This window comes from Pelomonas parva, from assembly GCF_043555835.1.
GTDB classification, from domain to species: domain Bacteria; phylum Pseudomonadota; class Gammaproteobacteria; order Burkholderiales; family Burkholderiaceae_C; genus Pelomonas; species Pelomonas parva.
The window spans coordinates 23,425-50,245 of sequence record NZ_JBIGHV010000013.1 but is presented as its reverse complement, the minus strand read 5'-3'; the positions used below and the strand labels follow the sequence as shown (position 1 = coordinate 50,245).

The 26,821-nt window shown below is 69.9% G+C and carries 20 protein-coding genes; 14 read left to right on the top strand and 6 right to left on the bottom strand.

Annotation, left to right across the window (positions count from 1 at the left end; all coding sequences use genetic code 11):
- The first annotated feature begins 3 nt into the window (after window positions 1-3).
- The 3 genes from lptC (at window position 4) to ACG00Y_RS26600 (ending at window position 3,935) form a co-directional block, all read left to right on the top strand.
- Window positions 4-651, top strand: a complete 648-nt coding sequence (gene lptC / locus ACG00Y_RS26610; protein WP_394484304.1) for an LPS export ABC transporter periplasmic protein LptC — start codon at window positions 4-6, stop codon at window positions 649-651.
- Entirely contained in the window at window positions 648-1,421 is a 774-nt protein-coding gene (locus ACG00Y_RS26605) for an SDR family oxidoreductase (RefSeq protein ID WP_394484302.1), read from the top strand. The genes lptC and ACG00Y_RS26605 overlap by 4 nt, the downstream gene beginning before the upstream one ends.
- Window positions 1,422-1,643: 222 nt before the next feature.
- Window positions 1,644-3,935, top strand: a complete 2,292-nt coding sequence (locus ACG00Y_RS26600; protein ID WP_394484300.1) for a carbohydrate binding family 9 domain-containing protein — start codon at window positions 1,644-1,646, stop codon at window positions 3,933-3,935.
- Window positions 3,936-4,014: 79 nt separating this feature from the next.
- Here ACG00Y_RS26600 and ACG00Y_RS26595 read toward each other — a convergent pair whose 3' ends face one another.
- Window positions 4,015-4,593 carry an RNA recognition motif domain-containing protein gene (locus ACG00Y_RS26595; RefSeq protein ID WP_394484298.1) on the bottom strand — a complete coding sequence of 193 codons (579 nt, stop codon included), beginning with the start codon at window positions 4,591-4,593 and terminating at the stop codon, window positions 4,015-4,017.
- Between the two features lie 224 nt (window positions 4,594-4,817).
- Here ACG00Y_RS26595 and ACG00Y_RS26590 point away from each other — a divergent pair, with 224 nt between their 5' ends.
- The gene (locus ACG00Y_RS26590) at window positions 4,818-5,717 is read left to right on the top strand and encodes a hypothetical protein (protein ID WP_394484296.1); all 900 of its coding nucleotides are present in this window, start codon (window positions 4,818-4,820) and stop codon (window positions 5,715-5,717) included.
- Window positions 5,714-6,589, top strand: coding sequence for a helical backbone metal receptor (locus ACG00Y_RS26585; RefSeq protein ID WP_394484294.1), 876 nt, complete (start codon window positions 5,714-5,716; stop codon window positions 6,587-6,589). Before ACG00Y_RS26590 ends, ACG00Y_RS26585 begins: the two co-directional genes overlap by 4 nt.
- Here ACG00Y_RS26585 and ACG00Y_RS26580 read toward each other — a convergent pair.
- Window positions 6,552-7,862, bottom strand: coding sequence for a reverse transcriptase family protein (locus ACG00Y_RS26580; RefSeq protein ID WP_394484292.1), 1,311 nt, complete (start codon window positions 7,860-7,862; stop codon window positions 6,552-6,554). The genes ACG00Y_RS26585 and ACG00Y_RS26580 overlap by 38 nt on opposite strands.
- Before the next feature lie 207 nt (window positions 7,863-8,069).
- Between ACG00Y_RS26580 and ACG00Y_RS26575 the strand changes: the two genes are divergently transcribed.
- The 9 genes from ACG00Y_RS26575 (at window position 8,070) to ACG00Y_RS26535 (ending at window position 18,053) form a co-directional block, all read left to right on the top strand.
- The gene (locus tag ACG00Y_RS26575; protein ID WP_394484291.1) at window positions 8,070-8,711 is read left to right on the top strand and encodes a MarC family protein; all 642 of its coding nucleotides are present in this window, start codon (window positions 8,070-8,072) and stop codon (window positions 8,709-8,711) included.
- A 4-nt stretch (window positions 8,712-8,715) separates the two neighbouring features.
- Window positions 8,716-9,381 (top strand): response regulator, encoded by a 666-nt coding sequence (locus ACG00Y_RS26570; protein WP_394484289.1) that lies wholly within the window; start codon window positions 8,716-8,718, stop codon window positions 9,379-9,381.
- A 1-nt stretch (window position 9,382) separates the two neighbouring features.
- Complete coding sequence (gene creC / locus ACG00Y_RS26565) at window positions 9,383-10,816, top strand: two-component system sensor histidine kinase CreC (RefSeq protein ID WP_394484287.1); 1,434 nt, start codon at window positions 9,383-9,385, stop codon at window positions 10,814-10,816.
- Between the two features lie 16 nt (window positions 10,817-10,832).
- Window positions 10,833-12,158 carry a cell envelope integrity protein CreD gene (gene creD, locus ACG00Y_RS26560; RefSeq protein WP_394484285.1) on the top strand — a complete coding sequence of 442 codons (1,326 nt, stop codon included), beginning with the start codon at window positions 10,833-10,835 and terminating at the stop codon, window positions 12,156-12,158.
- Between the two features lie 14 nt (window positions 12,159-12,172).
- Window positions 12,173-13,825: a GMC family oxidoreductase gene (locus tag ACG00Y_RS26555; protein ID WP_394484283.1), complete on the top strand. Its 1,653-nt coding sequence runs from the start codon at window positions 12,173-12,175 to the stop codon at window positions 13,823-13,825.
- 207 nt (window positions 13,826-14,032) lie between these two features.
- A complete protein-coding gene (locus ACG00Y_RS26550) occupies window positions 14,033-14,965 on the top strand; it encodes a hypothetical protein (protein WP_394484281.1) in 933 nt (310 codons plus the stop codon).
- A 38-nt stretch (window positions 14,966-15,003) separates the two neighbouring features.
- Window positions 15,004-16,911 (top strand): B12-binding domain-containing radical SAM protein, encoded by a 1,908-nt coding sequence (locus ACG00Y_RS26545; protein WP_394484279.1) that lies wholly within the window; start codon window positions 15,004-15,006, stop codon window positions 16,909-16,911.
- Window positions 16,911-17,240, top strand: a complete 330-nt coding sequence (locus tag ACG00Y_RS26540) for an antibiotic biosynthesis monooxygenase family protein (protein WP_394484277.1) — start codon at window positions 16,911-16,913, stop codon at window positions 17,238-17,240. Before ACG00Y_RS26545 ends, ACG00Y_RS26540 begins: the two co-directional genes overlap by 1 nt.
- A 45-nt stretch (window positions 17,241-17,285) precedes the next feature.
- Window positions 17,286-18,053 (top strand): ParA family protein, encoded by a 768-nt coding sequence (locus tag ACG00Y_RS26535; RefSeq protein ID WP_394484275.1) that lies wholly within the window; start codon window positions 17,286-17,288, stop codon window positions 18,051-18,053.
- Here the strand turns inward: ACG00Y_RS26535 and ACG00Y_RS26530 are convergent.
- From ACG00Y_RS26530 to ACG00Y_RS26515, 4 genes are all read right to left on the bottom strand, one after another.
- The gene (locus ACG00Y_RS26530; protein WP_394484273.1) at window positions 18,039-20,849 is read right to left on the bottom strand and encodes a M16 family metallopeptidase; all 2,811 of its coding nucleotides are present in this window, start codon (window positions 20,847-20,849) and stop codon (window positions 18,039-18,041) included. The two genes, ACG00Y_RS26535 and ACG00Y_RS26530, sit on opposite strands and share 15 nt — an antisense overlap.
- 67 nt (window positions 20,850-20,916) lie before the next feature.
- Window positions 20,917-21,909, bottom strand: a complete 993-nt coding sequence (locus ACG00Y_RS26525) for an AEC family transporter (RefSeq protein ID WP_394484271.1) — start codon at window positions 21,907-21,909, stop codon at window positions 20,917-20,919.
- A gap of 93 nt (window positions 21,910-22,002) precedes the next feature.
- The gene (locus ACG00Y_RS26520; protein WP_394484269.1) at window positions 22,003-23,868 is read right to left on the bottom strand and encodes an ATP-binding protein; all 1,866 of its coding nucleotides are present in this window, start codon (window positions 23,866-23,868) and stop codon (window positions 22,003-22,005) included.
- A 246-nt stretch (window positions 23,869-24,114) separates the two neighbouring features.
- Entirely contained in the window at window positions 24,115-26,712 is a 2,598-nt protein-coding gene (locus ACG00Y_RS26515) for a DNA topoisomerase III (RefSeq protein ID WP_394484267.1), read from the bottom strand.
- Window positions 26,713-26,821 lie beyond the last annotated feature (109 nt).

Genomic DNA, 26,821 nt, shown 5'->3' with positions numbered 1-26,821 from the left:
GCCGTGTTGCCCGTCCCCGCCCCGCGCCGCCGCCCGCCCCAGCCGTGGACGTGGCGCGTGCAGAGCCTGCTGTCCAACTACCTGCCGCTGCTGCTGATGGCCTTCCTGGCCAGCGGCACCTGGTGGCTGGTCAAGAACACACCGCTGCTGGGCGAGCCGGGCGCACCGGCGCCGCTGCGCCATGTGCCCGACTACCGCATGGCCAACTTCGAGATCCAGCGCATCGGCGCGGACGGCCGGCTCAACGTGCAGATCGCCGGCGCCGAGCTGCGCCACTACCCGGACACCGACACCGTCGAGATCGACCAGGCCCGCATCCGCGCCATCGCCCCCGACGGCACGCTGGCCATCGCCGAGGCCAAGCGCGCCATCAGCAACGGCGACGGCAGCGACCTGCAACTGCTGGGCGACGTGCGCCTGCGCCGCCTGGCCGCGGGCGCGGGCGAGAGCGGTCCGGCGCTGATGGAGGTGCGCGGCGAGTTCCTGCAGGCGCTGGCCAACAGCGAGGTGCTGCGCTCCCACCTGCCCGTCACCATCCGCCAGGGCGGCGCGACGATGAACACGCAGAACTTCGAGTACCGGCACCTGACCGGCCAGGTCAGCTTCAGCGGCAAGACGCAGGGGCAGATCAGCTCCCGGCCGGCTCGATGACAGAGCTGGTTTTCATCACCGGCGCCTCCAGCGGCATCGGCCAGGCGCTGGCAATGCGCTACTACCGTGACGGCGCTCGTCTGGCGTTGGTGGCCCGCCGCACGGCCGAGGTCGAGCGCTGGGCCGCCGAGCAGCAGCTCGACGCAACGCGCTTCAAGGTCTACGGCGCCGACGTGGCCGACGAGGGCGCCATGGCCCGCACGGGCCGAGACTGCATCGCGAGCCAAGGCCTGCCCGATGTCGTCATCGCCAACGCCGGCATCAGCATCGGCATGGACACGACCGAGTTTGCCGACCTCGACGTGATGCGCCGCGTCTTCGCGACCAACAACGTCGGCCTCGCGGCGACATTCCATCCCTTCGTCGCCGCCATGAACGCGCGCGGCTCGGGCACGCTGGTGGGCATCGCCAGCGTCGCCGCCATCCGCGGCCTGCCGGGGCACGGTGCGTACAGCGCCAGCAAGGCCGCCGTCGTCGCCTACTGCGAGAGCCTCAGAGGCGAATGCCGGCCCTTCGGCGTCAAGGTCGTCACGCTGCTGCCCGGCTACATCGACACGCCGCTGACGCGCGGCAACCGCTACTCCATGCCCTTCCTGATGCGGGTGGACGACTTCGCCGACCAGGCGGTGCGCGCCATCCGCGCCCAGGTCAGCTACCGCGTCATCCCGTGGCAGATGGGCGTGCTGGCCAAGGTCCTGCGCCTGCTGCCTAACTGGCTGTATGACCGGGCCCTGGGCAGCCGGCCGCGCAAGCAGCGCGCGGGCCAGTAGCCGCGACGCCGGCGGGTGGCTACACTGCGCGCCTCGCACCGTTTGCCGCGACACGACGCGGCCAAGGAGGGCAGCATGTCCAAGGTTCTTCATCCCTGCTGAGTTCGCTCGCTGAAGGCTCGTTGAGCCACAGCGCGCCACGCGCCCGCAACGGGCACACCTCCTTGCATGCAGCTGCCGCCGACCCACGTCGGGCGGCAGCGCCATCGGTTCGATCCCGCCATGACACTCCGCCTTCTCGGCCCGGCCCTGCTGGCCCTGGCCTTGCCCGCCTGGGGCAATGCCCCTGAGTCTCGACATCCCACCGCACTGCGCCTGGCGCCCGGTGACGCCGCGCCCGTCATCGACGGCCGGCTCGACGACCCCGCCTGGCAGCACGCCCCCGTCCACGACCGCTTTGCGCAATTCCTGCCCGCCGACAAGCAGCCCGCACGCTGGCGCACGACGGTACAGGTGCTGGTCACCGACGACGCGTTGGTCTTTGGCATCCGCGCCTGGGACCCCGAGCCCGCCCGCATCCGCGCGCCGCTGGCCCGGCGCGACCAGGTCAAGGCCGACCAGGACTACGTGGCCGTCTTCATCGACCCCGTGGGTCACCGCCGCACGGCGCAGTTCACGCGCGTCAGCGCGGCCGGCGCCATCGAGGACGGCCTGTATGCGGCCGAGGAAGATACCGAGGACGCGGCGCCTGACTTCAACGTCGAAGCCGCCACCACGCGGCTGCCGGACGGCTACAGCGTCGAGCTGCGGTGGCCGCTGGCCGCGCTGCGCTTCCCGCACACGGGCGGCGCGCCCTGGCGCGTCATGGTGACGCGCAACATCCCGCGCGAGGACCGCACGCTGAACGTCAGCGCCGCAGCCCTCACGAAAGACGGCCTGAGCTTCATCGCCGAGCTGGAGCCACTGGACGGCCTGGCCGACCTGGTGGAGCAGGTGCGCGAGCGCAGCTTCATCGCCTTCCGCCCCGAGCTGACGCTGCGCTCCACGCGGGACAGCGACGCAGACGGCACGCGCCGCACGCGCAAGGCCTCGCTGGGTGCCGAGCTGAAGTGGCGGCCGCGCGCCGACTGGGTCATCGACGCGACGCTGAACCCCGATTTCTCCCAGGTCGAACTGGACGCGCCCCAACTCGCCGGCAACACCCGCTTTGCGCTCAGCGTGCCGGAGAAGCGGCCCTTCTTCCTGGAAAGCGCCGACGTCGTCGGCCCGACGCAGCCGGACGAATCGGGCGAGAACCGCAGCCTCGCGGCCTTCTACACCCGCGCCATCACCGACCCCGCCTGGGGCCTGCGCGCCACCTGGCGCGGCGCGACCGCCGAGGCCACGGTACTGAACCTGCGCGACGCCGGTGGGGGCCAGGTCTTGCGGGCCGGCGCCTTCGCCACGCGCAGCGGCCTGCAGCCCGCAGGTTCGCAGGCCAGCTTTGCACGCGGGCGCCTGCAGATGAACAGCCTGGGCCTGGCCGGCCTGGTGTCCAAGCGCGACTTCGGCAACGGCCTCACCACCCAGGTCGTCGGCAGCGACGGCGTCTGGCGGGCCGGCGACAGCGACCAATGGCGCGGCCATCTGCTGCTGTCGAACACGACCCTGGCGCTGGACGAAGACGGCGAACTCCTGAGCGTGAGCCGCCAACGCGGCCACCGCGCCTGGCTGGGCTGGCACCACAGCGATGCCGACTGGATCGCCAACGTCAACGTCGAGGAGATCAGCCCGCGCTTCGCCAACGACAACGGCTTCGTCAACCAGAGTGGCGTCCGCCGCGCCTCGGGCCTGGCCTATCTGCGCCTGGGCCCGCGCGAGCTGCTCGTCGACATGCACGAGAGCGAGCTCACGCTCCGGCTGCAGGAGACGCGCACGCTGGCGGACCCGCTGCTCGGTGTCGCGGCCGGGCAGGTCGTGGACCGGCTGGTCCAACCCGGCTTCTGGTTCGCCGCCGCACGCAACACCGGCGTCTGGGGCTACGTCGGGCTGGACCAGCACCGTGCCCGCAGCGGCGGCCGGCTGCATCAGGCCCGCACGTTGGCGTTGGGCTTGGAGTCCAACCCCGGTGAACTGCTGAGCTTCCTGTCTGCCGAGATCGAATGGGGCCGGCGGCTGGACGTCGACGCCGATCGCGTTGGAACGGGGCTGCAGGCCGAGCTGGAGGCCAAGTTGCGCGCGCCGTTGCCGGGCGGCTTGTGGCTGGAGTTCGAGCAGCGCTTGGGCCTGGGCTGGGTCGACGGCCCGGACGGCCGCCGCGCCTTCACGGACCGCAGCACGCAAAGCCTCGTCGTGCTGCACCTCAGCCCGCGCGACTCGCTGCGGCTGATCAGCCAGCAGGGCCGCTTCACACGCCGCGCCGACGCCAGCGTGAGCCTGGCCGCCGAGGACGGCCGAAATCGCCAGGCGGCGCTGATGTTCCAGCACCGCGTGGGCCTGGCGCGCATCCTCAGCCTGGGCCTGAACCGCGCCAGCGAACGCCCCGGCCAGGCTCGCCATCGGGAACTGTTTGCCAAGGCCACACTGAGCTATTGAAGAAGGGCGCCGCAGCGCCCCAAAAGCACAAGGCGCCCGAAGGCGCCTTGTCATTCATGCTGGGTCAGCAGAGGGCTGCTCAGTAGCCACCGCCGCCGTAGCCGCCGCCGCCACCCGAGCGACCGCCACCACCGTAGCCGCCGCCACCGCCGGAGCGGCCACCGCCACCACCACCGTAGCCGCCGCCACCGCCGGAACGGCCACCGCCGCCGCCGCCGTAGCCGCCACCACCGCCGTAGCCACCGCCACCGCCGGTGCTGCCACCGCCGCCGTAGCCGCCGCCACCGCCGGAACGGCCACCGCCGCCACCGCCGTAGCCACCACCGCCGCCGTAGCTGCCGCCACCGCCGCCGCCGAAGCCGCCACCGCCGGAACGGCCACCGCCGCCACCGAAGCCGCCCGGACGCTCTTCACGAGGACGTGCCTCGTTAACAACGATCGCACGACCTTCCAGGGCCTGACCGTTCATGCCGTTGATGGCTGCTTGAGCCTCAGCGTCAGAACCCATTTCGACGAAGCCGAAACCCTTCGAGCGGCCCGTTTCACGATCCATCATGACCTTTGCAGAGGTCACCGTACCGAACTGACCGAACGACTCTTGCAGCGATTCGTCACGCACGCTGTAGGCCAGATTGCCCACATAAAGCTTGTTTCCCATGGGGAAGCCCTTCTTCAAACTCAAATATCAAAAAACCATGTGGAGCTTCAACCCATCGTGAACCATTCAAGCGAAGGTGCGGCGTCCAGACACAGGCATTTCATTATGGTGGCGGGGTCCGGGATTGGCTCGCGCGCCCTCCCGTGAGTGTTGTTTTTCAGAGCTAGCACAAACCCTGGCGGCGCCCGTTTCTCATGCACGCGTCACCGATACCATCCCAGCGGATGAGTTTTCCGCTGCTTCCCGCCCTCGCCCGCGTCCTGGCCAGCATCGACGCGCCGCGCAACCTGCGCGCCCTCTATGCACTGCTGGCGGCCTTCTGCTTTGCCGGGCTGCTGCTGGCGATGGCGCGGTCCGCCCTGGCGCGCGACGACACCATGCTCAGCGCGCTGTGGATGGGCCTGGCGCTGGCTGTCGCCTTTTTCGGCGTCAACGCCACGGGCCTGATGCTGATGGACCAGGCCCGCGGCCTGCCGGTGCGTGACCCGCAGGACGCCCTGGCCGACGCACTGCGCAGCGGCCACCGCGTGCTGCTGTCCCTGCTGGCCTGCCTGGCGCTGGCCGCTGTGGGCGTGGCGGTGCTTGCCGCGCTGCTGTGGGCGACGCGCTGGCCGTGGATAGGCGCGCCGCTGCTGGCCGTCGTGCTGCCGGCCGGCGTGCTGCTGCTGGGCGGGCTGGCCTTCGTGCTGGTCATCCTGGTGGGGCCGCTGGCAGGGCCGGCGGTCTGGGCCGGGCAGCGCAGTGCCGGCGTGCTGGCCTTCCTGCGCGGGCGGCTGCGCACAGGCCTGCCAGAAACCGCGCTACTGATGGCCGCCGTCTACCTGCTGGTGGCGCTGACGACGGCGGCGGCGAGCTTCATCGTCGTCAGCGGCGGCCAGTTGCTGGCCGGTCTGGCGATCCTGGGCGCGGGCATCGAGCTGCCTGCACGCCAGCTGCTCGCCGGCGTCATGGGCCTGGGGCCGCGCAGCCTGGGCGCCAGCGGCGTGCCGATGCAGGGCGGCAACCTGGGGCTGGCCGCGCTGGTCGGCGGCGGTATCGTTTTTGCGCTGGCGCTGGTGCTGCCGACGCTGGTCTGGCTGCGTGGCTGCTGCGCGGTCTATCTGGCGGTGACCGAGCAGGAATGACGCCCCCGCGCGCCGAGCGCCGGGCCGCCCCAAGCCGGCTCGGCATCCCCTTGGGGGATCGCTCGCCGTACTCGGCGGGCGAGGGGCTGCGAATTGCGAGTCTGGTGCCGAGTGCGACGGAGACGCTGGTGGCAATGGGGCTGGGGCCGTTCCTCGTGGCGCGGACCGGCTTCTGCATCCACCCGGCGGACGCGGTCAGGGGCGTGCCCAAGGTGGGCGGCACAAAGGATGTGAACCTCGCCAAGCTGAGGGGGCTGGCGCCGACGCATGTGGTCGTCAACGTCGACGAGAACCGGCGCGAGACAGCCGAGTCGCTGAGCGAGTTCGTGCCCGAGGTCATCGTGACCCACCCGAGCCGGCCGGAGGACAACCTGGCGCTGTTCGAGCAACTGCGCGCGGCCTTTGCCGAGCAGCCGGGCGTCAACGAGCGCGCGGCGGCGCTGTCGGGCGAGTTCTCGGCCGCGCTGGACCGCTGCCGCGAGCAGGCCTGGCCGGGCGAGCGCGTGCTGTACCTGATCTGGCGCGACCCGTGGATGACGGTGGCGCGAGACACCTACATCTCAACGCTGCTGGCTGAGGCCGGCTGGCGCACCTGGCCCGACACGCTGGGCGGCGAGCACGGCGCCGGCCGCTATCCGGCGCTGACCGGTGGCGAGGCCTGGCTGGGCGACATCGACCGCGTGCTGCTCAGCTCCGAGCCCTATCGCTTCGGCCCCGCCCACATCGCTGAAGCGCAGGCGCTGTGCCCGGAGGCGCGCGTTCAGCTGGTGGACGGCGAGCTGCTCAGTTGGTGGGGGTCGCGCGGCGCGGCGGGGCTGGACTATCTGCGCGGGCTCAGCGAGACCAGTCGATCCGATCAAACAGTGCCCTGAGCTTCTCCGCCTTGGCAGGATTGAGCTGAGCGGCCCAGGCGACACGGCCCTGCAAGTGGGCGCGCCAGTCGGCATGGGCATCGCGGTTCTGGGCTGCGGGACCATCGACAACACAGCGATGCAACGTGGCCTTAAGCCGGTCAAACTCGTCGCGCGCCAGGTTGGGCCTGTCGTTGACGACGATGCCGCAGACCGATTGCCGCTGCGCCGCGCCCAGGCTGCGCGTCTTGCGCGGGTTGACGGCAAAGCCCTCGTCCTCGGCGATCGCCGCGACCCAGGCGGCGATCTGGCGCACCGGCAGGCTGGCCGGCCCGGAGATGACGAGGTCGTCGGCATAGCGGCTGTAGCGCGCGCCGAAGGCCTCGGCCAGACCGGTCAGGCGCGCGTCCAGCCCGAAGGCGCACAGGTTGGCCACGGCGGGCGAGGTCGGCGCGCCCTGGGGCAGGTGGGCATCGCGCAGCCGCTGGCGCTGCAGCCAGCTCAGGCGCGGCTCGGTGCGCAGCCAGGCTTCGGGCGTGGACGTGGTGCACAGCGCCGTCAGCGCGCGGGCGACGGCCGTGCAGTAGCCCAGCGTCTTGAACAGCGCGTGGATACGCGCGGCGCGCACGGTCGAGAAGAAGTCGCTGAGGTCGAAGCGCAAGACCCGACCCTGACCCGTGTGGCGGGCTGCGTGCTGCACGACCGAGCGGCCCGGCGCATAGCCGAAGGCGGCCTCGTGCGGCGGCAGGCCGTTCAGCAGCTGGCCCAGCAGGCGGCGCTGGATGGCGCGCAGATGCGGCTCGGGCACCTCCAGCAGCCGCCAGCCGGCGCTGCGCTTGGGAATGACGCAGGGGCGGTAGTGCTGCTGGGCCAGCGGCCGGCGGCGCTGCCAGTCGGCGGGGAGCGTCAGCCGCCACAGGCCGGCGGGCGTCATGCCCAGGCCCCGAGCCAGCGCGCCGACGGTGGGCCAATGCGGGCGCTCCAGGCCGGGCGGCGCCGGGAGCAACTCGTCCGGCGAGCGCAGCAGCCAGTGGCGGGCGACGGGACGGGCTTCGCTGCGCCAGGCCTGTGCGAAGGCTTCGTGGGCTTCGACGCGCTCGGCCAGCGTCGCGACCTCCAGCCGCCGCCAGATCTCGCCCGGCACGCGCGCCATTGCCTGCGCCAGTACAGCCAACCATGGTGGGCGCGTACCCAGGCAGGTGGCCATGCGCGCAGCCAGCCCGTTCTCGTGACGAGGGCCGGCCAGCATCGCGCGGGCTAGGGCCCGGGCGGTCATCGTGCGGGCGGTGTCCACCCTGTCGTCTCCCTGTTAGGTGCGGCACGCTGCCCGAGCGACGGGTGATGCGTGAGGAGTCTGGCGCCTCGGCGCCATGCCCGCTCACGCCCTGCTGGACGCGAGATCGAGAACCCCCGGGGTTGCCCCGGAGTGCTGGCCCGTGAAGGCTGGCAAAGACCTCGGGCAGCGGCCGCGAGCGCATCCTAGCGGCCACAATCCGCGCCTATGGAACTCTACAAACCCCTCGTCGCGCTGCTGGCCATCGTGAACCCGGTGGGGGTGGTGCCCTTCTTCATCCACTTCACGAGCGGCCTGACGCGCGAGCAGCGGCGCCGGACCATCCTCGTCAGCGCCTGCACGGCCGGCATCGTCATCGCGCTGTCGGCGCTGTTCGGGCTGAAGATCATCGAGTTCTTCGGCATCTCGCTGGCGAGCTTTCAGGTGGGCGGCGGCTGCCTGCTGCTGATCAGCTCGCTGCAGATGCTGAACGCCCAGCCCGCCGAGGCCCGGCCGCAGGACGTGAGCGACGGCGACAGCAAGGTGGACGCCGGCGCCAGCATCGCCGTCGTGCCGCTGGCCATCCCGCTGCTGACCGGGCCGGCGACGATCTCGACGATGGTCATCTACGCGGACAAGACACGGCACTGGTGGGAGCTGGCCATCCTGTGCGGCTACGGCGTCGTCGTCACGGCGGTGACCTTCGTGACCTTCTCGGCCAGCAGCAAGATCGCCAAGGTGCTGGGCCAGACCGGCATCAACATCATGACGCGGCTGATGGGCCTCATCCTCGCCGCGCTGGCGGTGGAGTTGCTGGCCGACGGGCTGATCAAGCTCTTCCCGGTGCTGGCGGCCCGGACGATCGGCTGAGCGCTTGACGACCCTGCTGCTGCTGGAAGACGACCCCGCCATCGCGGACACGGTCGCGTTCGCGCTGCAGCGCGAGGGCTTCACGGTGGAGCACCGCGCCTGGCTGGCCGAGGCGCGCGAGCGGCTGCGCGCCGCACCCGCGCCGGAACTGCTCATCCTCGACATCGGCCTGCCCGACGGCCACGGGCTGGACCTGTGCCGCGAGCTGCGTGCCGGGCCGCTGAGGCACCTCCCCGTCATCGTGCTGAGTGCGCGCAGCGACGAGATGGACCGCGTGCTGGGCTTGGAGCTGGGCGCCGACGACTACCTCGCCAAGCCCTTCAGCCTGCGCGAGCTGGTGGCGCGCGTGCGGGCGCTGCTGCGACGTGCCCAGGTGGCGCCGCCGCCTTCCACGGGCTTCGCTGTCGACGGCTCGCGCGTGCGGCTGGACGGCGCGCTGCTGAACCTCACCAAGCTGGAACTGGGCCTGCTGCTGAAGCTGCTGGCCGCGCCGCAGCGCATCCATTCGCGCGAGACGCTGCTGGACGCCGTCTGGGGCGCCAGCGCCGACAGCAGCGACCGCACCGTGGACACGCACATCAAGACGCTGCGCGCCAAGCTGCGCGAGGCGGCGCCGGCGCGGGACCCGATCAAGACGCATCGCGGGCTTGGATACTCGTTAGAGCCTTGACATGCGCCTCGGCCTGCGCGTCTTCTTCGGCTTCTTCCTCATCGCCGGCCTGAGCGCCGTGCTGCTGCTGAAGGTGTTCCTGGCCGAGGTGAAGCCCAGCGTGCGCGAGGTCATGGAAGACCTGATGGTGGACACGGCAAACCTGCTCGCCGAAACGGCTGCCGACGAGATGGCCGGCGCTGGTGGCCTGAAACCCGACGGCCGGCTTGCCGCCCAGCTGCAGCGTTATGCGCAGCGCGAGGTGGACGTGATGATCTGGGGCCTGCGCAAGCAGAGCCTGGACCTGCGCATCTACGTGACCGACGCTGCGGGCCGCGTCGTGCTGGACTCCGGCCAGCCGTCGGCCGTCGGACAGGACTATTCGCAGTGGAACGACGTGGCGCGGACGCTGCGTGGCGACTACGGCGCGCGATCGTCGCGGGACTATGGCGCCGACGACCGCAGCACCGTCCTGGTCGTCGCCGCGCCGGTACTGAAGGACGGTCGCCAGCTCGGCGTCGTCAGCGTCGCCAAGCCGGTGGCCAGCGTGCAGCGCTTCATCGACCGCGCCGAGCGGCGCGTGTTCTGGGCCGGCGCGGCGCTGCTGGCGGCCAGCCTCATCGTCGGCGTGGCGGTGACGCTGTGGCTGGTGGCCTCGGTGCGGCGGCTGCGCCGCTATGCCCAGCAGGCGCAGGCCGGCCAGGCGATTGCGCCGCCGGACATGCCGGGCGAGCTGGGCGACCTGGCCCACGCGATGGACGACATGCGCCGCCGCCTGGAGGGGCGGGAGCAACTGGAGCACGACGTGCGCGCGCTGACGCATGAGCTGAAGAGCCCGCTGGCCGCGCTGCGCGCCAGTGGCGAGTTATTGCAGGACGAGCTGCCCGCCGCCGACCGCCAGCGCTTCGCCGCCCAGGTGCTAGACCAGACCGCGCGGCTGCAGACGCTGGTGGAGCGCGTGCTGGCACTGTCGCAGCTGGAGGCGCAGGTGGGGCTGGGCGAGCGGCAGCGCGTCGTGCTGGCCGACTGGGCCGAGGCGCAGCTGGAGCGCCAGGCGTCGCGGCTGGCGCAGCAAGGCCTGGGCGTCGTCTGGACGGCACGCGAGGACGTGGCAGTCGACGTGGACGCGGCGCTGCTGGAGCTGGCCTTCGGCAACCTGCTCGTCAACGCGATCGACTTCGCGCCGGCAGGCTCTGCGCTCGAACTGGCCGTCAGCACGACGCCCACGACCGTGCGGCTGACACTGCGCGACCACGGCCCCGGCGTGCCACAGGCGGGCTTTGCGCAGCTGGGCAAGCGCTTCTTCTCGACGGCGCGGCCGGGCAGCCTCGTCAAGGGCTCGGGCCTGGGCCTGGCCATCGCGCGGCGCGTGGCGGAGCTGCATGGCGGGCGGCTGGCGTTCGAGGCCGTGGAGCCGGGGTTGAGAGTGAGCTTGATCCTGCCCACTTCACGCTGACTTCACACACCTCGTCATGCCCTCACATCGCATCGCGATGCTGCGCGGCATGAACAAAGCACTCTTCATCAAGCTGGCCATCCTGGCCGTCATCACTGGCCTGCTGTGCATCGTGCTCGCCCGGATCGGCGGGCTGGCCGATGAGCGCCAGGCGCGCCAGCAGGAGGCCGAACAGAGCGTCGTGCAATCGCAGGCCGGCCCGCAGACGCTGCTGGGCCCGCTGCTGCTGCGCCACTGCAAGGAGACCTGGACGGCGGGTTACAGCGAGCAGACCCGCAACTTCCTGGCCGTGCTGCCGCCTTCTCACCTGCAGGTGGGCGGACGCGTCAGCCCCGATCCGCGCTATCGCGGCCTGTTCAAGATCAACAGCTATGCCAGCAAGCTGTCCATCGCGGCGCGCTGGGATGACTTCGACCGGCTGAACCCACCGGCCGAGAACGCGGGCGGCCGCGTCGAGTGCGGGGACGTCGTCGCGATGTTCTCCACCAGCGACGCGCGCGGCCTGCGCGATGTCGAACTCAAGCGCGACGGCCGCAAGCTGAACGTGAAGCCCGGCACGACGAACGCCGTTCACCCGGCGGGCCTGCACGCCGTCATCGCCACGCCGCGCAGCGGCGAGACGCTGGAGCTGAGCCTGGCCGTCGAGGTCGTGGGCACGCAGCGCCTGGCCGTCGTCCCGGCCGCCGGCAGCACCGCGGTGAGCCTGCAGTCCAGCTGGCAGCACCCGAGCTTTGGCGGCCGCTTCCTGCCATCCGAGCGCGAGGTAGCCGAGAACGGTTTCTCGGCACGGTGGCAGGTCTCGGAGCTGGCCAGCAGCGCGGCTGCCGATGTCGCCGCTGGAAAGCCCGAGCTGGAGACGCTGGCCGTTGATCTGATCGACCCCGTGAACCCCTACGTCATGAGCGACCGCGCCATCAAGTACGGCCTGATGTTCATCGCGCTGACCTTCGTCACCGTGGGCCTGACCGAGCTGCTGACCGGCCGCCGCGTGCACCCGGTGCAATACCTGCTGGTGGGCCTGGCGCTGAGCCTGTTCTTCCTGCTGCTGCTGAGCCTGTCGGAGCACCTGCCCTTCCTGGCGGCCTACCTGATCGCGGCCGGCGCGGCGGCGGCGGTGCTGACGCAGTACGCCGCCGCCATGCTGGGCGGCTGGCTGCGCGGGCTGGCGTTCGGCGGCGGCATCGCGCTGCTGTACGGCGCGCTCTACGTGCTGCTGAGCCGCGAGCAGACGGCGCTGGTCATCGGCGCGGTGCTGCTGTTCGCGGTGCTGGCGGTCGTGATGACGCTGACGCGCCGGCTGGACTGGTACGGACTGGCGTCAGGGAAGCCGCAGGGTGAGTGAATTACCCTCAGCCCATGGCAAAAGAAGGTTTCGACTACATCATCGTGGGCGCCGGCACGGCCGGCTGCCTGCTGGCCAACCGGCTCACGGCCGACCCGACGAAGCGCGTGCTGCTCATTGAGGCCGGCGGCAAGGACGATTACCACTGGGTGCACATCCCCGTCGGCTACCTGCACTGCATCGGCAACCCGCGCACCGACTGGTGCTTCAACACCGAGCCCGAGCCGGGCCTGAACGGCCGCAGCCTGCGCTACCCGCGCGGCAAGGTGCTGGGCGGCAGCTCCAGCATCAACGGCATGATCTACATGCGCGGCCAGAGCCGCGACTACGAGCACTGGGCCGACGTGACCGGTGACGACACCTGGCGCTGGGAGCGGGTGCTGCGCGCCTTCCGCCGCCACGAGCACCACTGGCGGCTGGACAAGCCCGAGACGGCGCCCGAGGGCTTTGCCGACCTGCATGGCCACAGGGGCGAATGGCGCGTGGAGCAGCAGCGGCTGCGGTGGCCCATCCTGGACGCCTTCGCCGCCGCCTGCAGCCAGGCCGGTATCCCGGCCACAGGCGACTTCAACGCCGGCAACAACGAGGGCGTGGGCTACTTCGAGGTCAACCAGAAGAAGGGCCTGCGCTGGAACACGGCCAAGGCCTTCCTGCGGCCCACCACCTTCGGCCGGCCCAACTTCGAGCTGTGGACGGGTGCCCAGGTGCGCCGGCTGCGGCTGATGCGCGACGACGCCACCGGCCTGCGCTGCAGCGGCGTGGAGGTGATGACGCCTCATGGCATCGAACAGCCCTGGCTGAACTCCGGCGGCGAGGTCATCCTGACGGCCGGCGCCGTGGGCTCGCCGCAGATCCTGCAGTTGTCGGGCCTGGGCCCGGCCGAGCTGCTGCAGGGCTTGGGCATCAAGGTCGAGCAGGACCTGCCCGGCGTGGGCGCCAACCTGCAAGACCATCTGCAGGTGCGCGCCGTCTACAAGGTGCAGGGCGGCAAGACGCTGAACTTGCGCTCGGCCTCGCTGTTCGGCAAGGCCATGATCGGCCTGGAATACGCGCTGCGCCGCAGCGGCCCGATGAGCATGGCGCCATCGCAGCTGGGCGCCTTCACGCGGTCAAGCCCCGACAAGGTCTGGCCCGACCTGCAGTACCACGTGCAGCCGCTGTCGCTGGATGCCTTCGGCGAGCCGCTGCACGGCTTCGACGCGTTCACGGCGAGCGTGTGCAACCTCAAGCCGACGAGCCGCGGCACGATCCACATCACGTCGCCCGACGCTGGCGTGGCGCCGGCCATCCGGCCCAACTACCTGGCCACCGAAGTCGACCGCCAGGTCGCCGTGGAGAGCCTGAAGCTGACGCGCCGCATCGTCGCCCAGCCGGCGCTTGCCGCCTTCAAGCCCGAGGAATACCGACCCGGGCCGCTGGTGCAGACGGACGAGGCCCTGGCCAAGGTCGCCGGGGACATCGCGACGACGATTTTTCACCCGGTCGGCACCTGCAGGATGGGCCGCAAGGACGACCCCGGCGCGGTGCTCGACTCGCGGCTGCGCGTGCGCGGCGTCAGCGGGCTGCGCGTGGCGGACGCCAGCGTGATGCCGACGATCACGAGCGGCAACACCAACTCGCCGACGTTGATGATTGCGGAGAAGTTGGCGGGGTGGTTGGCGGGGTGACGGACGGGCGGTAGGGCGGGTCATGAGCCGCCGTTTGGTGGCGTGCTCGAAGCCGAATTTCGATCTGGGTTTTCCGGGGCCAAACGGCGGGTCGCGACCCGCCCTACCGCCTGATCGTTGCGCAAAAGTTCGCGCGCTGGCGCACGGGTAGCGCCTGGCCGTGGCCCGGCGCTTCGATACTTCTCGCCTCGCAATTCGCACGAAGCCATGTCTCACATGCCACGGGTTGGCTTTGCCGGGTTTGCAGCCTGGGCCCTGTGCTGCCTGCTCGGCCTCGGCGCGGCGCCCTCGCACGCGACCACCGCAGAACCCGTCGCGTCGCCCGCCAAGCCCCCGATGCACTTCCGCTACTGGGACTGGGGCGCCACCCCGAAGCGCGACGACTACCAGTTCGCGCTGCTGACGCTGGCGCTGGACAAGACCGTCAAGGACTACGGCCCCTACCAGCTGGACCGCGTGGTGCGCAGCTACTCCACCGCCCGGCTGCGGCGCGAGATCAATCGCGGCGAGGTGGTGAACGTACACGCCGGGCCCTGGCGGCCGCTGGAAACCAGTGAAGACAAGCTGCCGGAGCGCAGCCTGCGCGTCCACGTCTCCCTCTTCAAGGACTTGCTGGGCTACCGCAAGCTGCTGATCCGCCGTGCCGACCTGGAGCGGTTCAAAGGCATCCAGCATGCGGACGACCTGAAGAAGCTGGTGGTCGGGCAGGCGAACGGCTGGGTCGATGTCGACATCTACCGGCACAACGGCTACGCGGTCAACGACAGCCCGACGCCGGCCTCGCTGTTCGACATGCTGGCCAGGAAGCGCATCGACTACATCCCGATCAGCATCACGGACGTCGACACCGCGCTGAAGCCCCGCCCGGAGCTGGCCGGCGAGCTGATGCTGCTGCCGGACATCACGCTGCACTTCGCGCTGCCCATCATCTTCTACGTCAACATCCACGAGCTGCAGATGGCCGAGCGGCTGGAGAAGGGCCTGCACCTGGCCAGGCAGGACGGGTCTTTCGAGCGGCTGTTCCAGACCTCGTTCGCCCACGAGTTGCAGCTCATCCGCGACGGCTCGCCGAGGCGGTTCATGCTGGTGAACCCTTTCGTTCCGAAGGAGTTGGTCGACGAGCACCCGCAACGGCGGTAGGGCGGGTCATGACCCGCCCTACCGCGACAATTCGGGCCATGTCCTCGTTGTCTCCCCGCGTGCTCGCCGTCATCCCGCCGATGACGCAGCTGAACACGCCCTACCCGTCCACCGCCTACCTGACCGGCTTCCTGCGCTCGCGCGGTGTCGACGCACGCCAGGTCGACCTGGCATTGGCGCTGGTGCTGGAACTGTTCTCGCGCGACGGCCTCACGCAGTTGCACGAAGCCGTCCAGGCCCTGCCCGACGCGAAGCGCACACCGCAGACCGCCTGGTTCGCCGCCGAGTTCACCGCGATTGCAGCCGCCACGCCGCGCGTCATCGCCTTCCTGCAAGGGCGCGACCCGACGGTGGCGCACCGCATCAACACACGCGCCTTCCTGCCCGAGGGCGCGCGGTTTGCCTCGCTGGACAACTATGTCGACGAGGACGGTGGCGACCCGCTCGCCTGGGCGTTCGGCGCGCTGGGCCTGCAGGATCGCGCACGGCACCTGGCGACGCTGTTCCTGAACGACCTGGCCGACGTGCTGCGCGACGCGGTGGATGAGCGCTTCGAGTTCGTCCGCTATGCCGAATCGCTGGCCGCCGCGCAGGCGCATTTCGACCCGCTCGCGACGGCACTCGCTGCACCACCCAACCTCGTCGACACGACGCTGCAGCGGCTCACGCTGGCGGCGCTGGACGAGCACCAGCCCGACGTGGTGCTGCTGTCCGTGCCCTTCCCCGGCTCGGTCTACGCGGCGCTGCGCATCGCGCAGACGGTCAAGGCGGCGCGGCCGAATGTCGTGGTCGTGCTGGGCGGCGGCTACGCCAACACCGAGCTGCGCGAACTGGCCGAGCCGCGCGTCTTCGACTTCGTGGACTACGTGACGCTCGATGCCGGCGAGCGGCCGCTGCTGGCGCTGCTGGAGCAGGTCGCCGGAAAGCGCTCGAAGACGCGCCTCGTGCGCACCTTCTGGCGCGACGCCGGCGAGGTCAGGTACACCAACTTTGTCGAACCCGACGTTCCCTTCGACGACGTCGGTACGCCGACCTGGGATGGCCTGCCGCTGGACCGCTACCTGTCGCTGCTGGACATGCTCAACCCGATGAACCGGCTGTGGAGCGACGGGCGCTGGAACAAGCTGACCGTGGCGCATGGCTGCTACTGGAAGAAGTGCAGCTTCTGCGACGTCAGCCTGGACTACATCTCGCGCTACGAGGCGGCCTCTGCCGAGGTGCTGGTGGACCGCATCGAGGCCATCGTCAAGGAGACGGGGCAGACGGGCTTCCACTTCGTCGACGAGGCAGCGCCACCCAAGGCGCTGAAGGCTCTCGCTGAGGAGCTGATCCGACGCGGCGTTGCCATCAGCTGGTGGGGCAACATCCGCTTTGAAAAAACCTTCACGCCCGAGCTATGCCAGCTGCTGGCCGACAGCGGCTGCATCGCCATCTCGGGCGGGCTGGAGGTGGCGTCGGACCGGCTGCTCAAGCTGATGAAGAAGGGCGTCTCCGTCGAGCAGGTGGCCCGCGTGACCAAGGCGTTCTCTGACGCCGGCGTGCTGGTGCATGCCTACCTGATGTATGGCTTCCCGACACAGACGACGCAGGACACGGTGGACGCGCTGGAGTATGTGCGCCAGCTGTTCGAGAACGGCTGCATCCACAGCGGCTTCTTCCACCGCTTTGCCTGCACCGTGCATTCGCCGGTGGGGCTGAACCCGGCGGAGTACGGCGTCACTTTGCAACCGCTGCCGCCAGGCCGATTTGCGAAGAACGACATCGCCTTCATCGACCCCACGCCCACCGACCACGACGGCCTGGGCCAGGGGCTGAAGAAGGGTCTCTACAACTTCATGCACGGCATCGGCGTGGACAGCGACATCCGCAGTTGGTTCCCGGTCCGGGTGCCGAAGACGACGGTGCCGAGGCATTTCGTCGAGCGGGCCCTCACGACACTGCGCTGATGTTCACGTCCACCTTCACGTTTGCCGCCGGCGACTACGACGCCGAGTTCCACGCGCTGGACGACCGCATCGCGCAGGTCGCCCGCGCCATCCCCGGCTACCTTGGCGAAGAGGCCTGGGAGAACGCCAACACCGGCCTGATCTCCAACGTCTACTACTGGGACTCGATGGAAGCGCTGCAGCAGTTGATGAGCCACCCGACCCACCGCGAGGCCAAGCAGGCCCAGGCGCGCTGGCTCAAGGGCTACCAGGTCGTCATCGCCGAGGTGGTGCGCAGCTATGGCGATGGCGGCATTCCCCACCCGCTGAGGGACGCGCGCGCCGACTGACTTTGCTGCAGTGCACAATCGCCGCATCCACAGGAGGTATCGGCGATGCGGCGAGTCGTGTTCAACCAGAAGGGCGGCGTGGGCAAGTCCACGATCACGAGCAACCTGGCGGCGATTGCCGCGGCGCAGGGTCGGCGCGTGCTGGTCATCGACCTGGACTGCCAGGGCAACACGACGCGCTACTTGCTGGGTGACGCGGCGGACGACGAGCGCACCGGCTCGGCAGAGTTCTTCGCGCAGACGCTGAAGTTCAGCGTGCGCGAGCACGACAACAGCGAGTTCATCAGCGAGACGCCCTGGGAGAACCTGCACGTGATGGCCGCCAGCGCGGAGCTGGACGAGCTGCACGGCAAGCTGGAGAGCCGCTACAAGATCTACAAGCTGCGCGACGCGTTGCAGCAGCTGGACGAGGTCTACGACGAGATCTGGATCGACACACCGCCCGCGCTGAACTTCTACACGCGCTCGGCGCTGATCGCGTCGCAGGGCTGCCTGATCCCGTTCGACTGCGACGACTTCTCGCGCCGCGCGCTGTACGGGCTGCTGGAGGCGGTGGACGAGATCCGCGCCGACCATGCGCCCGAGCTGAGCGTCGAAGGCATCGTCGTCAACCAGTTCCAGGCCCGCGCGTCGCTGCCGCAGCGCGTCGTGCAGGAGTTGATCGACGAGGGCCTGCCGGTGCTGCAGCCCTTCCTGTCGGCCAGCGTCAAGGTCAAGGAATCGCACGAGCTGAGCAGGCCCATGATCCACCTGGACCCGCGCCACAAGCTCACGCAGGAGCTGGTGGCGCTCTACGAATCACTGCCCGGCTGACATCGACTCCGGCTTGCGGCCAATAGCCTCAAGCTGCGGCACCACCTTGGCCTTGTCGCCCACCGCCACGACGATGAGCTGGGCCGGGTCCAGGTGCTCTTTGGCCGCCTTCAGCGCCGTGGCCGACGTGACGGCGGCGTACTTCTTCGGCAGGTCCGTGATGGCGCTCAACGGCAGGCCCGCCGCCCAGTTGCCCGCATAGCCGGCCACGACGGCGCCGTTGGTGTCGAACAGCCCCGGCAGCGACAGCAGCTGCGCGTTGCGCACGCGGTTCAGTTCGGCGGCGCCCATGGGCTTGGCGCGCATGCCTGCTATCTCCTTCCAGATGTCGACCAGCGCCGCGCCGGTCACGTCGGTGCGCACGCTGCCGCGGATGCCGAACTGGCCGCGCTCGCGGCCCATCGCGTAGCCGGAGAAGGCGCCGTAGGTGTAGCCCTTGACCTCGCGCAGCTGGTTGTTGATGCGTGACGTGAACAGGCCGCCCAACGCGGCGTTCATCACCTTGATGGCTGCCGCATCCGGCGCGGCGGCGAAGGGGCCGGGCGCGACGATAGCCAGCGCCGTCTGCGGTGCGCCGGGCTTGTCGACGACGACGGTGCGCGCGGCGATGGGCTTGGCTGCTGGCAGCGGCACGACGACGGGTGCCGCGCCCTCGCCCTTCCAGCCGCCAAACAGCGGCTCGACGAGGGCGCGCAGCTCGGCCTCGCTCAGGTCCCCGGCGACGACGAGGGCCGCGCGCTCGGGCCGGTAATGCGCCTGCCAGAAGCCGCGCAGCGCGGCCGAGTCGACGGCCTGGATGCTGGCCTCGGTGCCCAGCGCGTTCTCGGCCAGCGGGTGGCCGGCGCCATAGGTCACACGGTTGCCGACGGCATTGGCCAGCAGCGGTGCCTGCTCGCGTTGCTGCGCCAGCGCGGCCAGGCGCTGGGCCTTGAGCCGCGCTATCTCGGGCGTGGCGAAGGCGGGGCGCAGCACCACGTCGGCCAGCAGCGCCAGGCCGTCGCGGGTACTGGCCTTGAGGCCGGAGAAATCCAGCCGCGCCTCCTCGCTGCCGGCCTGGGCGGTCAGCGTCGCGCCTAGCGCCGCGACGCTCTCGGCGATCTGCTGCGCGCTGCGCGTGGTGGTGCCCTCGGGCAGCATGGCGGCGGTGAAGCCGGCCAGGCCCGGCTTGTCGGCCGGGTTGACGGCCTGGCCTGCGCGCAGCACCAGGCTGGCAATGACCAGCGGCAGGCCGGCCTTGGGCGAGTGGATGACGGTCAGCCCGTTGGCCAGCGTGAAGCTCTGCGCAGCGGGCAGCGTCAACGGCTTGGCCTTGGCGGCGGCGGGCGGCTTGTTGCGCCAGGGCTCGGGCGCGTTCAGCGATTCGCGCTCACCCTTGGCGGCCTTCGTCGGCATCGGCGGCGTGGGCACCTCGGGCGGCAGCACCTGCTCGCCCGGCAGCGCCTGCACGACGACGCGGCGCTCCTTGGCCAGCCACTGCGCCACGGCCGCGCTGACGGCGGCGGGTGTCAGCTGGGCATAACGCGCCAAGTCCTTGCCAACGAAACCCGGGTCGCCGGCCATCTGGTTGTAGTGGTTGACGAGGTCGGCCAGCTCGCCGACCTTCTCCATGCGCTGCAGCAACTGCGTCTGGATGACGGCACGCGCCTGGACGAGTTCGGCCTCGGTGGGTGGTGTCGCGGCCAGCTTGGCCAGCTCGGCGTCGACCAGCGCCTCGATGGCCTCCAGCGAGGCACCTGGCCGGGCGACCACGTCGATGCCGAAGACCGAGCTGAGCGACTGCGACTCCTGCGCCACATCCACGCTCTGCGCGAGCTGTTTGTCGCGCACCAACAGGCCGTAGAGCCGGCTCGCCTTGCCGCCGCCCAGCACATGGGCAGCGATGTCCAGCGCCGCGTCGCCCGCCGCGAACATGGCCGGCGTGTGCCAGGCCAGGCTGAGCCGGCTCAGCTCGATGCGGTCGGTCACGATGAGGCGGCGCTCCTTGGTGATCTCCGGCGTGGCCACGCGCACCTCAGGCGGTTTCGGGCCGGCCTTCAACGTGCCGAAGTACTTCTGCACCAGCGCCCTGGCCTGCTTGGGGTCGAAGTCGCCGGCCAGCACCAGCGTCGCGTTGTTGGGCCGGTAATAGGTGCGGGCGAAGTCCTTCACGTCCTTGAGCCGGATGCTCTGGATGTCGGCATGCGAGCCGATGACGACCGCGCGGTAGGGATGGCCCTCGGGGTAGAGCGCCTGGTACTTGGCCTCCTCGACGATGCCGTAGGGCTGGTTCTCGGCGCTCTGGCGGCGCTCGTTGCGCACCACGTCCTGCTGGTTGGCCAGCGCCACGGAGTCGACCTCGTCGATCATCCAGCCCAGCATGTCGGCCTTCAGCCACAGGCCTTTCTCCAGCTCGTTGGAGGGCAGCGTGAAGTAGTAGTTGGTGCGGTCGAAGTTGGTGGAGCCATTGGCATCGGTGCCGCCGGCGGCGTCGACGTATTTGTCGAACTCGCCGCGCGGGATGTGCTTACTTCCCGCGAACACGAGGTGCTCGAACAGGTGCGCGAAGCCGGTCTGACCCTTCGTCTCGTTGCGCGGGCCGGCATGCACCCACAGGTTGAAGGCCACCAGCGGCAGGCGGCGGTCTTCCACCAGGATGACCTCGAAGCCGTTGGCCAGCGTGAACTTCTCGTGGCGGATCGCGACCTGGCCGGCCTCGGTGCTGACGGCGCCCTGCGCCGGCGCGGCCGCGGCCGGCAGCGCTGCAGCAAGGAGGCCGGCCAGGGCTAACTGGCTGATCAGGCGGGCGGGAGCATTCATGCGTCAGTCCTTGTGGGCGATGCGGTGATTGGGCAGCGGCGCGGCCACCCGACAGAAGTGCCAGGAGTCAGGGGCTGGCCCAGGGAGAAATCCAGGCCAGCAACGACAGCCACAACGGCGCGGCAGCAACGTAAAGGCCCGTCGAGACGACCGTCGCCGCCGTGACCTCGGCCTCCAGCGCCCGGTAGCGCTGGGCAAAGATCAGCGCGTTGGAGCCGGTGGGCAGGGCGGCGATCATGACGATGACGGCCAGCGGCATGCCCGTCAGGCCCAAGCCCCAGTGCGCCACGACCAGCACGACCGCCGGCATCAACAGCAGCTTGGTGACCACCAGCCCGGCCAGGCCCCGCCAGGTGCGCGGCCAGCCGTAGTAGGCCAGCGACATGCCGATCAGCGTCAGGCACAGCGGCACCACGGCCGTGCCCAGCGTCTGCAGCGCCTCGTCGGCCACGGCGGGCAGCGCCAGGTCCGTCGCGTTCCAGGCCAGGCCGGCCAGCACCGGCAGCACGACCGGGTGGATGACGGTGTTGCGCACCGTCTGCAGCAGCGTGCCGACGAGGTCGCCCGAGGCGCGCTCGCGGGCCAGGTCCAGCTCGACGAGCAGGGTCAGCATCGTCAGGATGCACAGCGCATGCAGGCTGACCACGGCGATGTGGATGGCCAGGCCTTGCTCGCCGAACACGCCCGCCGCCACCGGCAGGCCCACCTGCAGCGTGTTGCCGAAGCCGGCCGTGATGGCCTTGACGCTGGGGTTGACGACGTTCTCGTCGGGCTGGCGGCGCCAGCGCTGCCACACATAGAGCAGCGCGATCAGCGCCATGGACGGCACGAAGAAAGCGGCCAGGAAGGCCCAGGGCAGCGCCGCCGTGTCCAGCCGCGCGGTGGTGCGAAACAGCAGCGCGGGCACGAAGATGTAGAAGGCCGCATTGGCCAGCACGCGGGCCGGGTCACTGTCGCCGCCCACCTCGCCGCCGCCCAGCCAGCGCATGCGGCCGACGGCCCAGCCGATGGCCACGGCCACGAGGATCGCAATCAGCTTGGCCGCAATCGCCCAGGTCATGCAGAAATGCAACCACAGAGGCACAGAGGCACGGAGAAGCAGCCTGTATGCATTTCCTCTGTGCCTCTGTGCCTCTGTGGTTGCCTTTTCATTTCAAGCCAACGCCACCCGCAGCTCAAAAGCAAAGCTGCTCCCTTGTCCCGCCGTGCTCTGCACCAGGATCTGGCTGCCCATCAGCCGCACCAGCTGCTGGCTGATGGACAGGCCCAGCCCCGTGCCGCCGAGGTGGCGCGACGCGTCGGACACCTGCTCGAAGGCCTGGAACAGCCGCGCCTGCTGGGCCGGCGTCATGCCGATGCCGCTGTCCGTCACCTCGAAGCGCAAGCGCACCTGGCCGCCCTGAGGCGGCTCAACGATGCGTGCGGCCAGCGCGACCGTGCCGCTGTCGGTGAACTTGACGGCGTTGGACAGCAGGTTGAGCAGCACCTGGCGCAGCCGCTGGCCGTCCACCAGCGCCCGGGCAGGCAGCCCCGCATCGATGTCGACGGTGAACGTGAGGCCCTTCTGCTCGGCACGCAGCCGCACGCTGTCGCAGGCCATGTCCAGCAGCGCGCGCACGTCGGCGGCGGCCAGCTTCAGCGACACCTTGCCGGCCTCGATGCTGGCCATGTCCAGCACGTCGTTGATCAACTCCAGCAGGTGCAGCCCGGAGTCGCGCATCAGCTGCAGCCGCGTCTGCTGCGCCGGCGGCATGGCCATGTCCATCTGCATCAGCTGCGTGAAGCCGAGGATGGCGTTCAGCGGTGTGCGGAACTCGTGGCTCATCGTCGCCAGGAAGCGGCCCTTGGCGAAGTTGGCCGCCTCGGCCCGCGCCTTGGCCTCCTGCAGCTCGGCCGTGCGCTCGGCGACGAGCTCCTCCAGGTGGTCGCGGTGGCGCGTCAGCTCGGCCTCGGCCTGGCGGCGCAGCGAGATGTCGCTGACCATGCCCTCGATGCGCCGCCGGCCGCCCTCGGCCTCCACCCAGTGCGCGCTCAGCTCCACCCACAGCGGCCGGCTGCCCTTGGCGCGCAGCTGCAGCTGGGCCTGCTGGATCTTGCCCTGCTCGTTCATGACGGCGGCCACGCGCAGCATCTGGTCGCGTTCAATGCCGGCCACCTCGCGCAGCCGCCGGCCCACCGGGCTCTGCGTGCCCAGGCCCAGCATCTGGGTCAGTGCCTGGTTCATGCTCAGCACGCGGCCATGGGCGTCGGCCTGGAAGATGCCCTCGGTCGCGTTCTCGAACAGGCTGCGGTAGCGCGCCTCGCTGGCGCGCAGGCCCTGGGCGGTGAGCTGCACCTGGTCGGCCGCGCTGCGCAGCTTCAGGCTCATGGCGTTGAAGCGCATCGTCAGCTCGCCGATCTCGTCATCGCGCTCGACCGTCTCCTGCGCGCCCAGGTCGCCCTTGGCGACGCGCTGGGCCAGCGCCCCTAACCGCGCCACCGGGCGGCGCACCAGCCAGTGCACCAGCAGCGAGCTGGCGATGACGATGCCGACGACGACCACCGCCAGCATCTGCACAACGAACACCCGCGTGCGGCGCACCTGCTCGTCGACGAGGTCGCGCGTGAAGGTCAGCACGGCCGTGGCCACCTGGGCGCCGGGCGCATCGGCCGCCGCCTGGTGGTTGATGACGAACTCGCGCTTCAGCGGCCCGCTGGCGGGGTGGTCGCGCTCGCGTTTAGCCATGCCGTTGCGCAGGCCCAGGCCCTGCAATTCGATGGCATGCACCTCGGGGTCGGCCATGACGGCGTCGAGCAGGTTCTCGATGGCGACATGGTCGAGGTTCCAGATCGGCCCGGCGAAGCCGCGCTCGATGAGGCCGGCCATGCGCGCCTCGCGCTGGCGCAACGCCTTCACCAGCTCCTCTTCCTCGTAGGCCGTCCACGTCCAGCCAACCGCCAGCACGAGCAGGCTGGCCACCAGCGCAATGCCAGCCGTCAGGCGCGCCTGTATGCCGAAAGTCAACGGCGTCAACGCCATCCGCTCTCCTCCCCGGCCCGGGGTGTCCTGACCGTGCAGCGAGCATAGGGGCTTTTGGGCCGACATCTGCCCTCTCACATTCACCCTCGACGCATGGATCTGGGATATTGCGGGCCGAGCGCCGGGCCGCTCCCAAGCCGGCCCGTCTGGCGATGTGCATGCGGCTTGATGCCGCGTGTATCGCCGCCCCCTCGGGGGGCCGACCAGGCACGCCCGCGTTCAGCGGCGCGGGACTGGGCGAGGGGCTCACCCTTTTGCAGCGGCCTTCCTGGCAGGCGCTTTCTTGGCCGGCGGCGCCTTGGCGCCAGGTTTTGCGGCCCTGGGCTCGAACTCGAAGATGACCTTGCCTTCCTTCTTGTCGTAGGCCAGGAAGGCCTTGAACTTGCGCCGCGTCTTGTTGGAGACGAAGTTCTCCAGCAGGTCGGTCTTGCCGGTCGTCAGCAGCTTCGTAGCCTGGGCCGGCTCGATGGGCTGGGTCAGGATGACCTTGCCGGTCTTGAAGTCGCAGGTCACCGTCTCGCCGACCGAGCGCTCGCAAACGTAGTTGGCGCCGTGCTCGTAGACGTGGCCGGCGCACTTGGGGCAGGCGCCGAGCGAGTTCTGGCCGGAGAAGTCCACCGGCTCGCCGTCACCCTCGGCCTTCTTGGCGTCTTCGCCGAAGTCGAACTCCAGCTTCCAGTTGGCGATCTCGTCGTCATAGACCAGCGCCAGCTCGGCCGTGAAGGGCCAACCCGCCTTGGAGCGGAAGCCTTCCAAGGGCCCGATCTTCTTGTTCGCCAGGAAGGTCTCGACCTCGTTCAGCTCGAAGCTGCGGCCGCCAGGGATCTTGCCGATGGAGAAGCCACAGCCCTCGCCGTTCTCCTTGGGGCCTAGGCAGGTGAAGCGGCGGTAGTTCTCCTTCACGACGCCGCCGCACTTGGGGCAAGGCGTCTTCAGCGTCGCGTAGTCGCCGGGGATGGTGTCGCGGTCATAGCCCTTGGCCTTGGCGACCATCTTCTCGGTCATGGCCGCGATCTCGGCCATGAAGACCTCGCGCTTGAGCTTGCCCTTCTCCATCGCGGCCAGCTTGCTTTCCCAGTCGCCGGTCAGCTCGGGTCTCGTCAGGTCTTCCACCTCCAGCCCGCGCAGCAGCGTCATCAGCTGGAAGGCTTTGGCCGTCGGGATCAGCTCGCGGCCCTCGCGCAGCATGTATTTCTCGCTGATCAGGCCTTCGATGGTGGCCGCACGCGTGGCTGGCGTGCCCAGGCCCTTCTCGGCCATGGCCTCGCGCAGCTCGTCGTCGTCGATGAGCTTGCCTGCCCCTTCCATCGCGGACAGCAGCGTCGCTTCCGTGTAGCGCGCCGGCGGCTTGGTCTGCAGCGCCTTCACGTCCACGCTCTCGGTGCGCACGACCTCGCCGGTCTGCACCGGCACGAGGTTGGCGTCCTCGTCGTCCACGTCCTTGCCGTAGACGGCCAGCCAGCCCGGCTTGACCAGCACCTTGCCGTTGGTCTGGAAGTGATGCGTGTCGACCTTGCTGATGCGGGTCGTGACCAGGAACTCGGCCGGCGGGAAGAACACGCCCAGGAAGCGCTTGACGACCATGTCGTACAGCTTGGCCTCGATCTCGGTCAGGCTCTTGGGCGCCTGCAGCGTCGGGATGATGGCGAAGTGATCTGACACCTTGGCGTTGTCGAACACCTTCTTGGTGGGCTTTATGTAACCCTCCTTCAGCGCCGTGGCCGCGTGCTTGGACAGCAGCGCCAGCGGGCCGGGCAGGTCCTCGGTGGCCAGCATCTTGGCCGTGTCCTTGGCCACGGCGAGGTAGTCCTCGGGCAGGAAGCGCGAGTCCGTCCGCGGGTAGGTCAGCACCTTGTGCTTCTCGTACAGCGCCTGGGCGATGGACAGCGTCGTCTTGGCCGAGAAGCCGAAGCGCGAGTTGGCCTCGCGCTGCAGCGTCGTCAGGTCATACAGGCCGCCGCAGCTGGTGTTGCTGGGCTTGCTTTCCTCGGTGACGGTGGCCGGCTTGCCCAGCACGGCCTTGGCGATGGCCTCGGCGTCGGCCGCGTTCCACAGGCGGTCGGCGCGGCGCTCGGCGTCGTCGTTCTTCTTCCACGCGGGGTCGAACCACTTGCCCTCGTACTGGCCGGCCTGAGCGTCGAAGTTGGCGCGCAGCTCCCAGTAGTCGCGGGAGACATGCTTGCGGATCTTCTCCTCGCGCTCGACGACGACCGACAGCGTCGGCGTCTGCACGCGGCCCACGGTCGTCAGGAAGAAGCCACCATCGCGCGAGTTGAAGGCCGTCATGGCCCGCGTGCCGTTGATGCCCACCAGCCAGTCGGCCTCGGAGCGGCAGCGCGCGGCGTCGGCCAGCGGCAGCATCTGCTCGTCGCTGCGCAACTTGGTGAAGCCGTCGCGGATGGCGGCCGGCGTCATGGACTGCAGCCACAGCCGCTGGATGGGCTTGTTCAGCTTGCCCTTGGCGGGCTGCGCGTACTGCTCGATGAGCCGGAAGATCAGCTCGCCCTCGCGGCCCGCGTCGCACGCGTTGATCAGCGCCGTGACGTCCTTGCGGCGGATCAGCTTGGACAGCGCGTTCAGCCGGCCCTTGTTCTTGTCGATGGGGTTGAGGTCGAAGTGCGGCGGGATGACCGGCAGGTTGTTGAAGCTCCACTTACCGCGCTTGACGTCGAACTCCTCCGGCGCCGCGATCTCCACCAGATGGCCCACGGCGGAGCTGACGACGTACTGCTCGTTCTCGAAGTGGTCGTCGTGCTTGTCGAACTTGCCCGCCACGGTCGTCAGTGCGCGGACGATGTCCTGCGCGACGGAGGGCTTCTCGGCAATGATCAGGGTCTTGCTCATCGGTCTTTCTCAAGGTCTTGCGTCGGGGGCCGGGGACTCGAAATCCCCTGCCTACAATCCGGGCCTCGCGCGCATGCCCACGCACACGCGCACCCATGAAATCACCGTA

What these genes read in the sequence shown, in the direction of transcription:
- ACG00Y_RS26605 (WP_394484302.1), top strand. Translation starts at nt 648, where the DNA reads ATGACAGAGCTGGTTTTCATCACCGGCGCCTCCAGCGGCATCGGCCAG.
- ACG00Y_RS26600 (WP_394484300.1), top strand. Translation starts at nt 1,644, where the DNA reads ATGACACTCCGCCTTCTCGGCCCGGCCCTGCTGGCCCTGGCCTTGCCC.
- ACG00Y_RS26595 (WP_394484298.1), bottom strand. Translation starts at nt 4,593, where the DNA reads ATGGGAAACAAGCTTTATGTGGGCAATCTGGCCTACAGCGTGCGTGAC.
- ACG00Y_RS26590 (WP_394484296.1), top strand. Translation starts at nt 4,818, where the DNA reads ATGAGTTTTCCGCTGCTTCCCGCCCTCGCCCGCGTCCTGGCCAGCATC.
- ACG00Y_RS26585 (WP_394484294.1), top strand. Translation starts at nt 5,714, where the DNA reads ATGACGCCCCCGCGCGCCGAGCGCCGGGCCGCCCCAAGCCGGCTCGGC.
- ACG00Y_RS26575 (WP_394484291.1), top strand. Translation starts at nt 8,070, where the DNA reads ATGGAACTCTACAAACCCCTCGTCGCGCTGCTGGCCATCGTGAACCCG.
- creC (WP_394484287.1), top strand. Translation starts at nt 9,383, where the DNA reads ATGCGCCTCGGCCTGCGCGTCTTCTTCGGCTTCTTCCTCATCGCCGGC.
- creD (WP_394484285.1), top strand. Translation starts at nt 10,833, where the DNA reads ATGCCCTCACATCGCATCGCGATGCTGCGCGGCATGAACAAAGCACTC.
- ACG00Y_RS26555 (WP_394484283.1), top strand. Translation starts at nt 12,173, where the DNA reads ATGGCAAAAGAAGGTTTCGACTACATCATCGTGGGCGCCGGCACGGCC.
- ACG00Y_RS26550 (WP_394484281.1), top strand. Translation starts at nt 14,033, where the DNA reads ATGTCTCACATGCCACGGGTTGGCTTTGCCGGGTTTGCAGCCTGGGCC.
- ACG00Y_RS26545 (WP_394484279.1), top strand. Translation starts at nt 15,004, where the DNA reads ATGTCCTCGTTGTCTCCCCGCGTGCTCGCCGTCATCCCGCCGATGACG.
- ACG00Y_RS26540 (WP_394484277.1), top strand. Translation starts at nt 16,911, where the DNA reads ATGTTCACGTCCACCTTCACGTTTGCCGCCGGCGACTACGACGCCGAG.
- ACG00Y_RS26535 (WP_394484275.1), top strand. Translation starts at nt 17,286, where the DNA reads ATGCGGCGAGTCGTGTTCAACCAGAAGGGCGGCGTGGGCAAGTCCACG.
- ACG00Y_RS26530 (WP_394484273.1), bottom strand. Translation starts at nt 20,849, where the DNA reads ATGAATGCTCCCGCCCGCCTGATCAGCCAGTTAGCCCTGGCCGGCCTC.
- ACG00Y_RS26525 (WP_394484271.1), bottom strand. Translation starts at nt 21,909, where the DNA reads ATGACCTGGGCGATTGCGGCCAAGCTGATTGCGATCCTCGTGGCCGTG.
- ACG00Y_RS26520 (WP_394484269.1), bottom strand. Translation starts at nt 23,868, where the DNA reads ATGGCGTTGACGCCGTTGACTTTCGGCATACAGGCGCGCCTGACGGCT.
- ACG00Y_RS26515 (WP_394484267.1), bottom strand. Translation starts at nt 26,712, where the DNA reads ATGAGCAAGACCCTGATCATTGCCGAGAAGCCCTCCGTCGCGCAGGAC.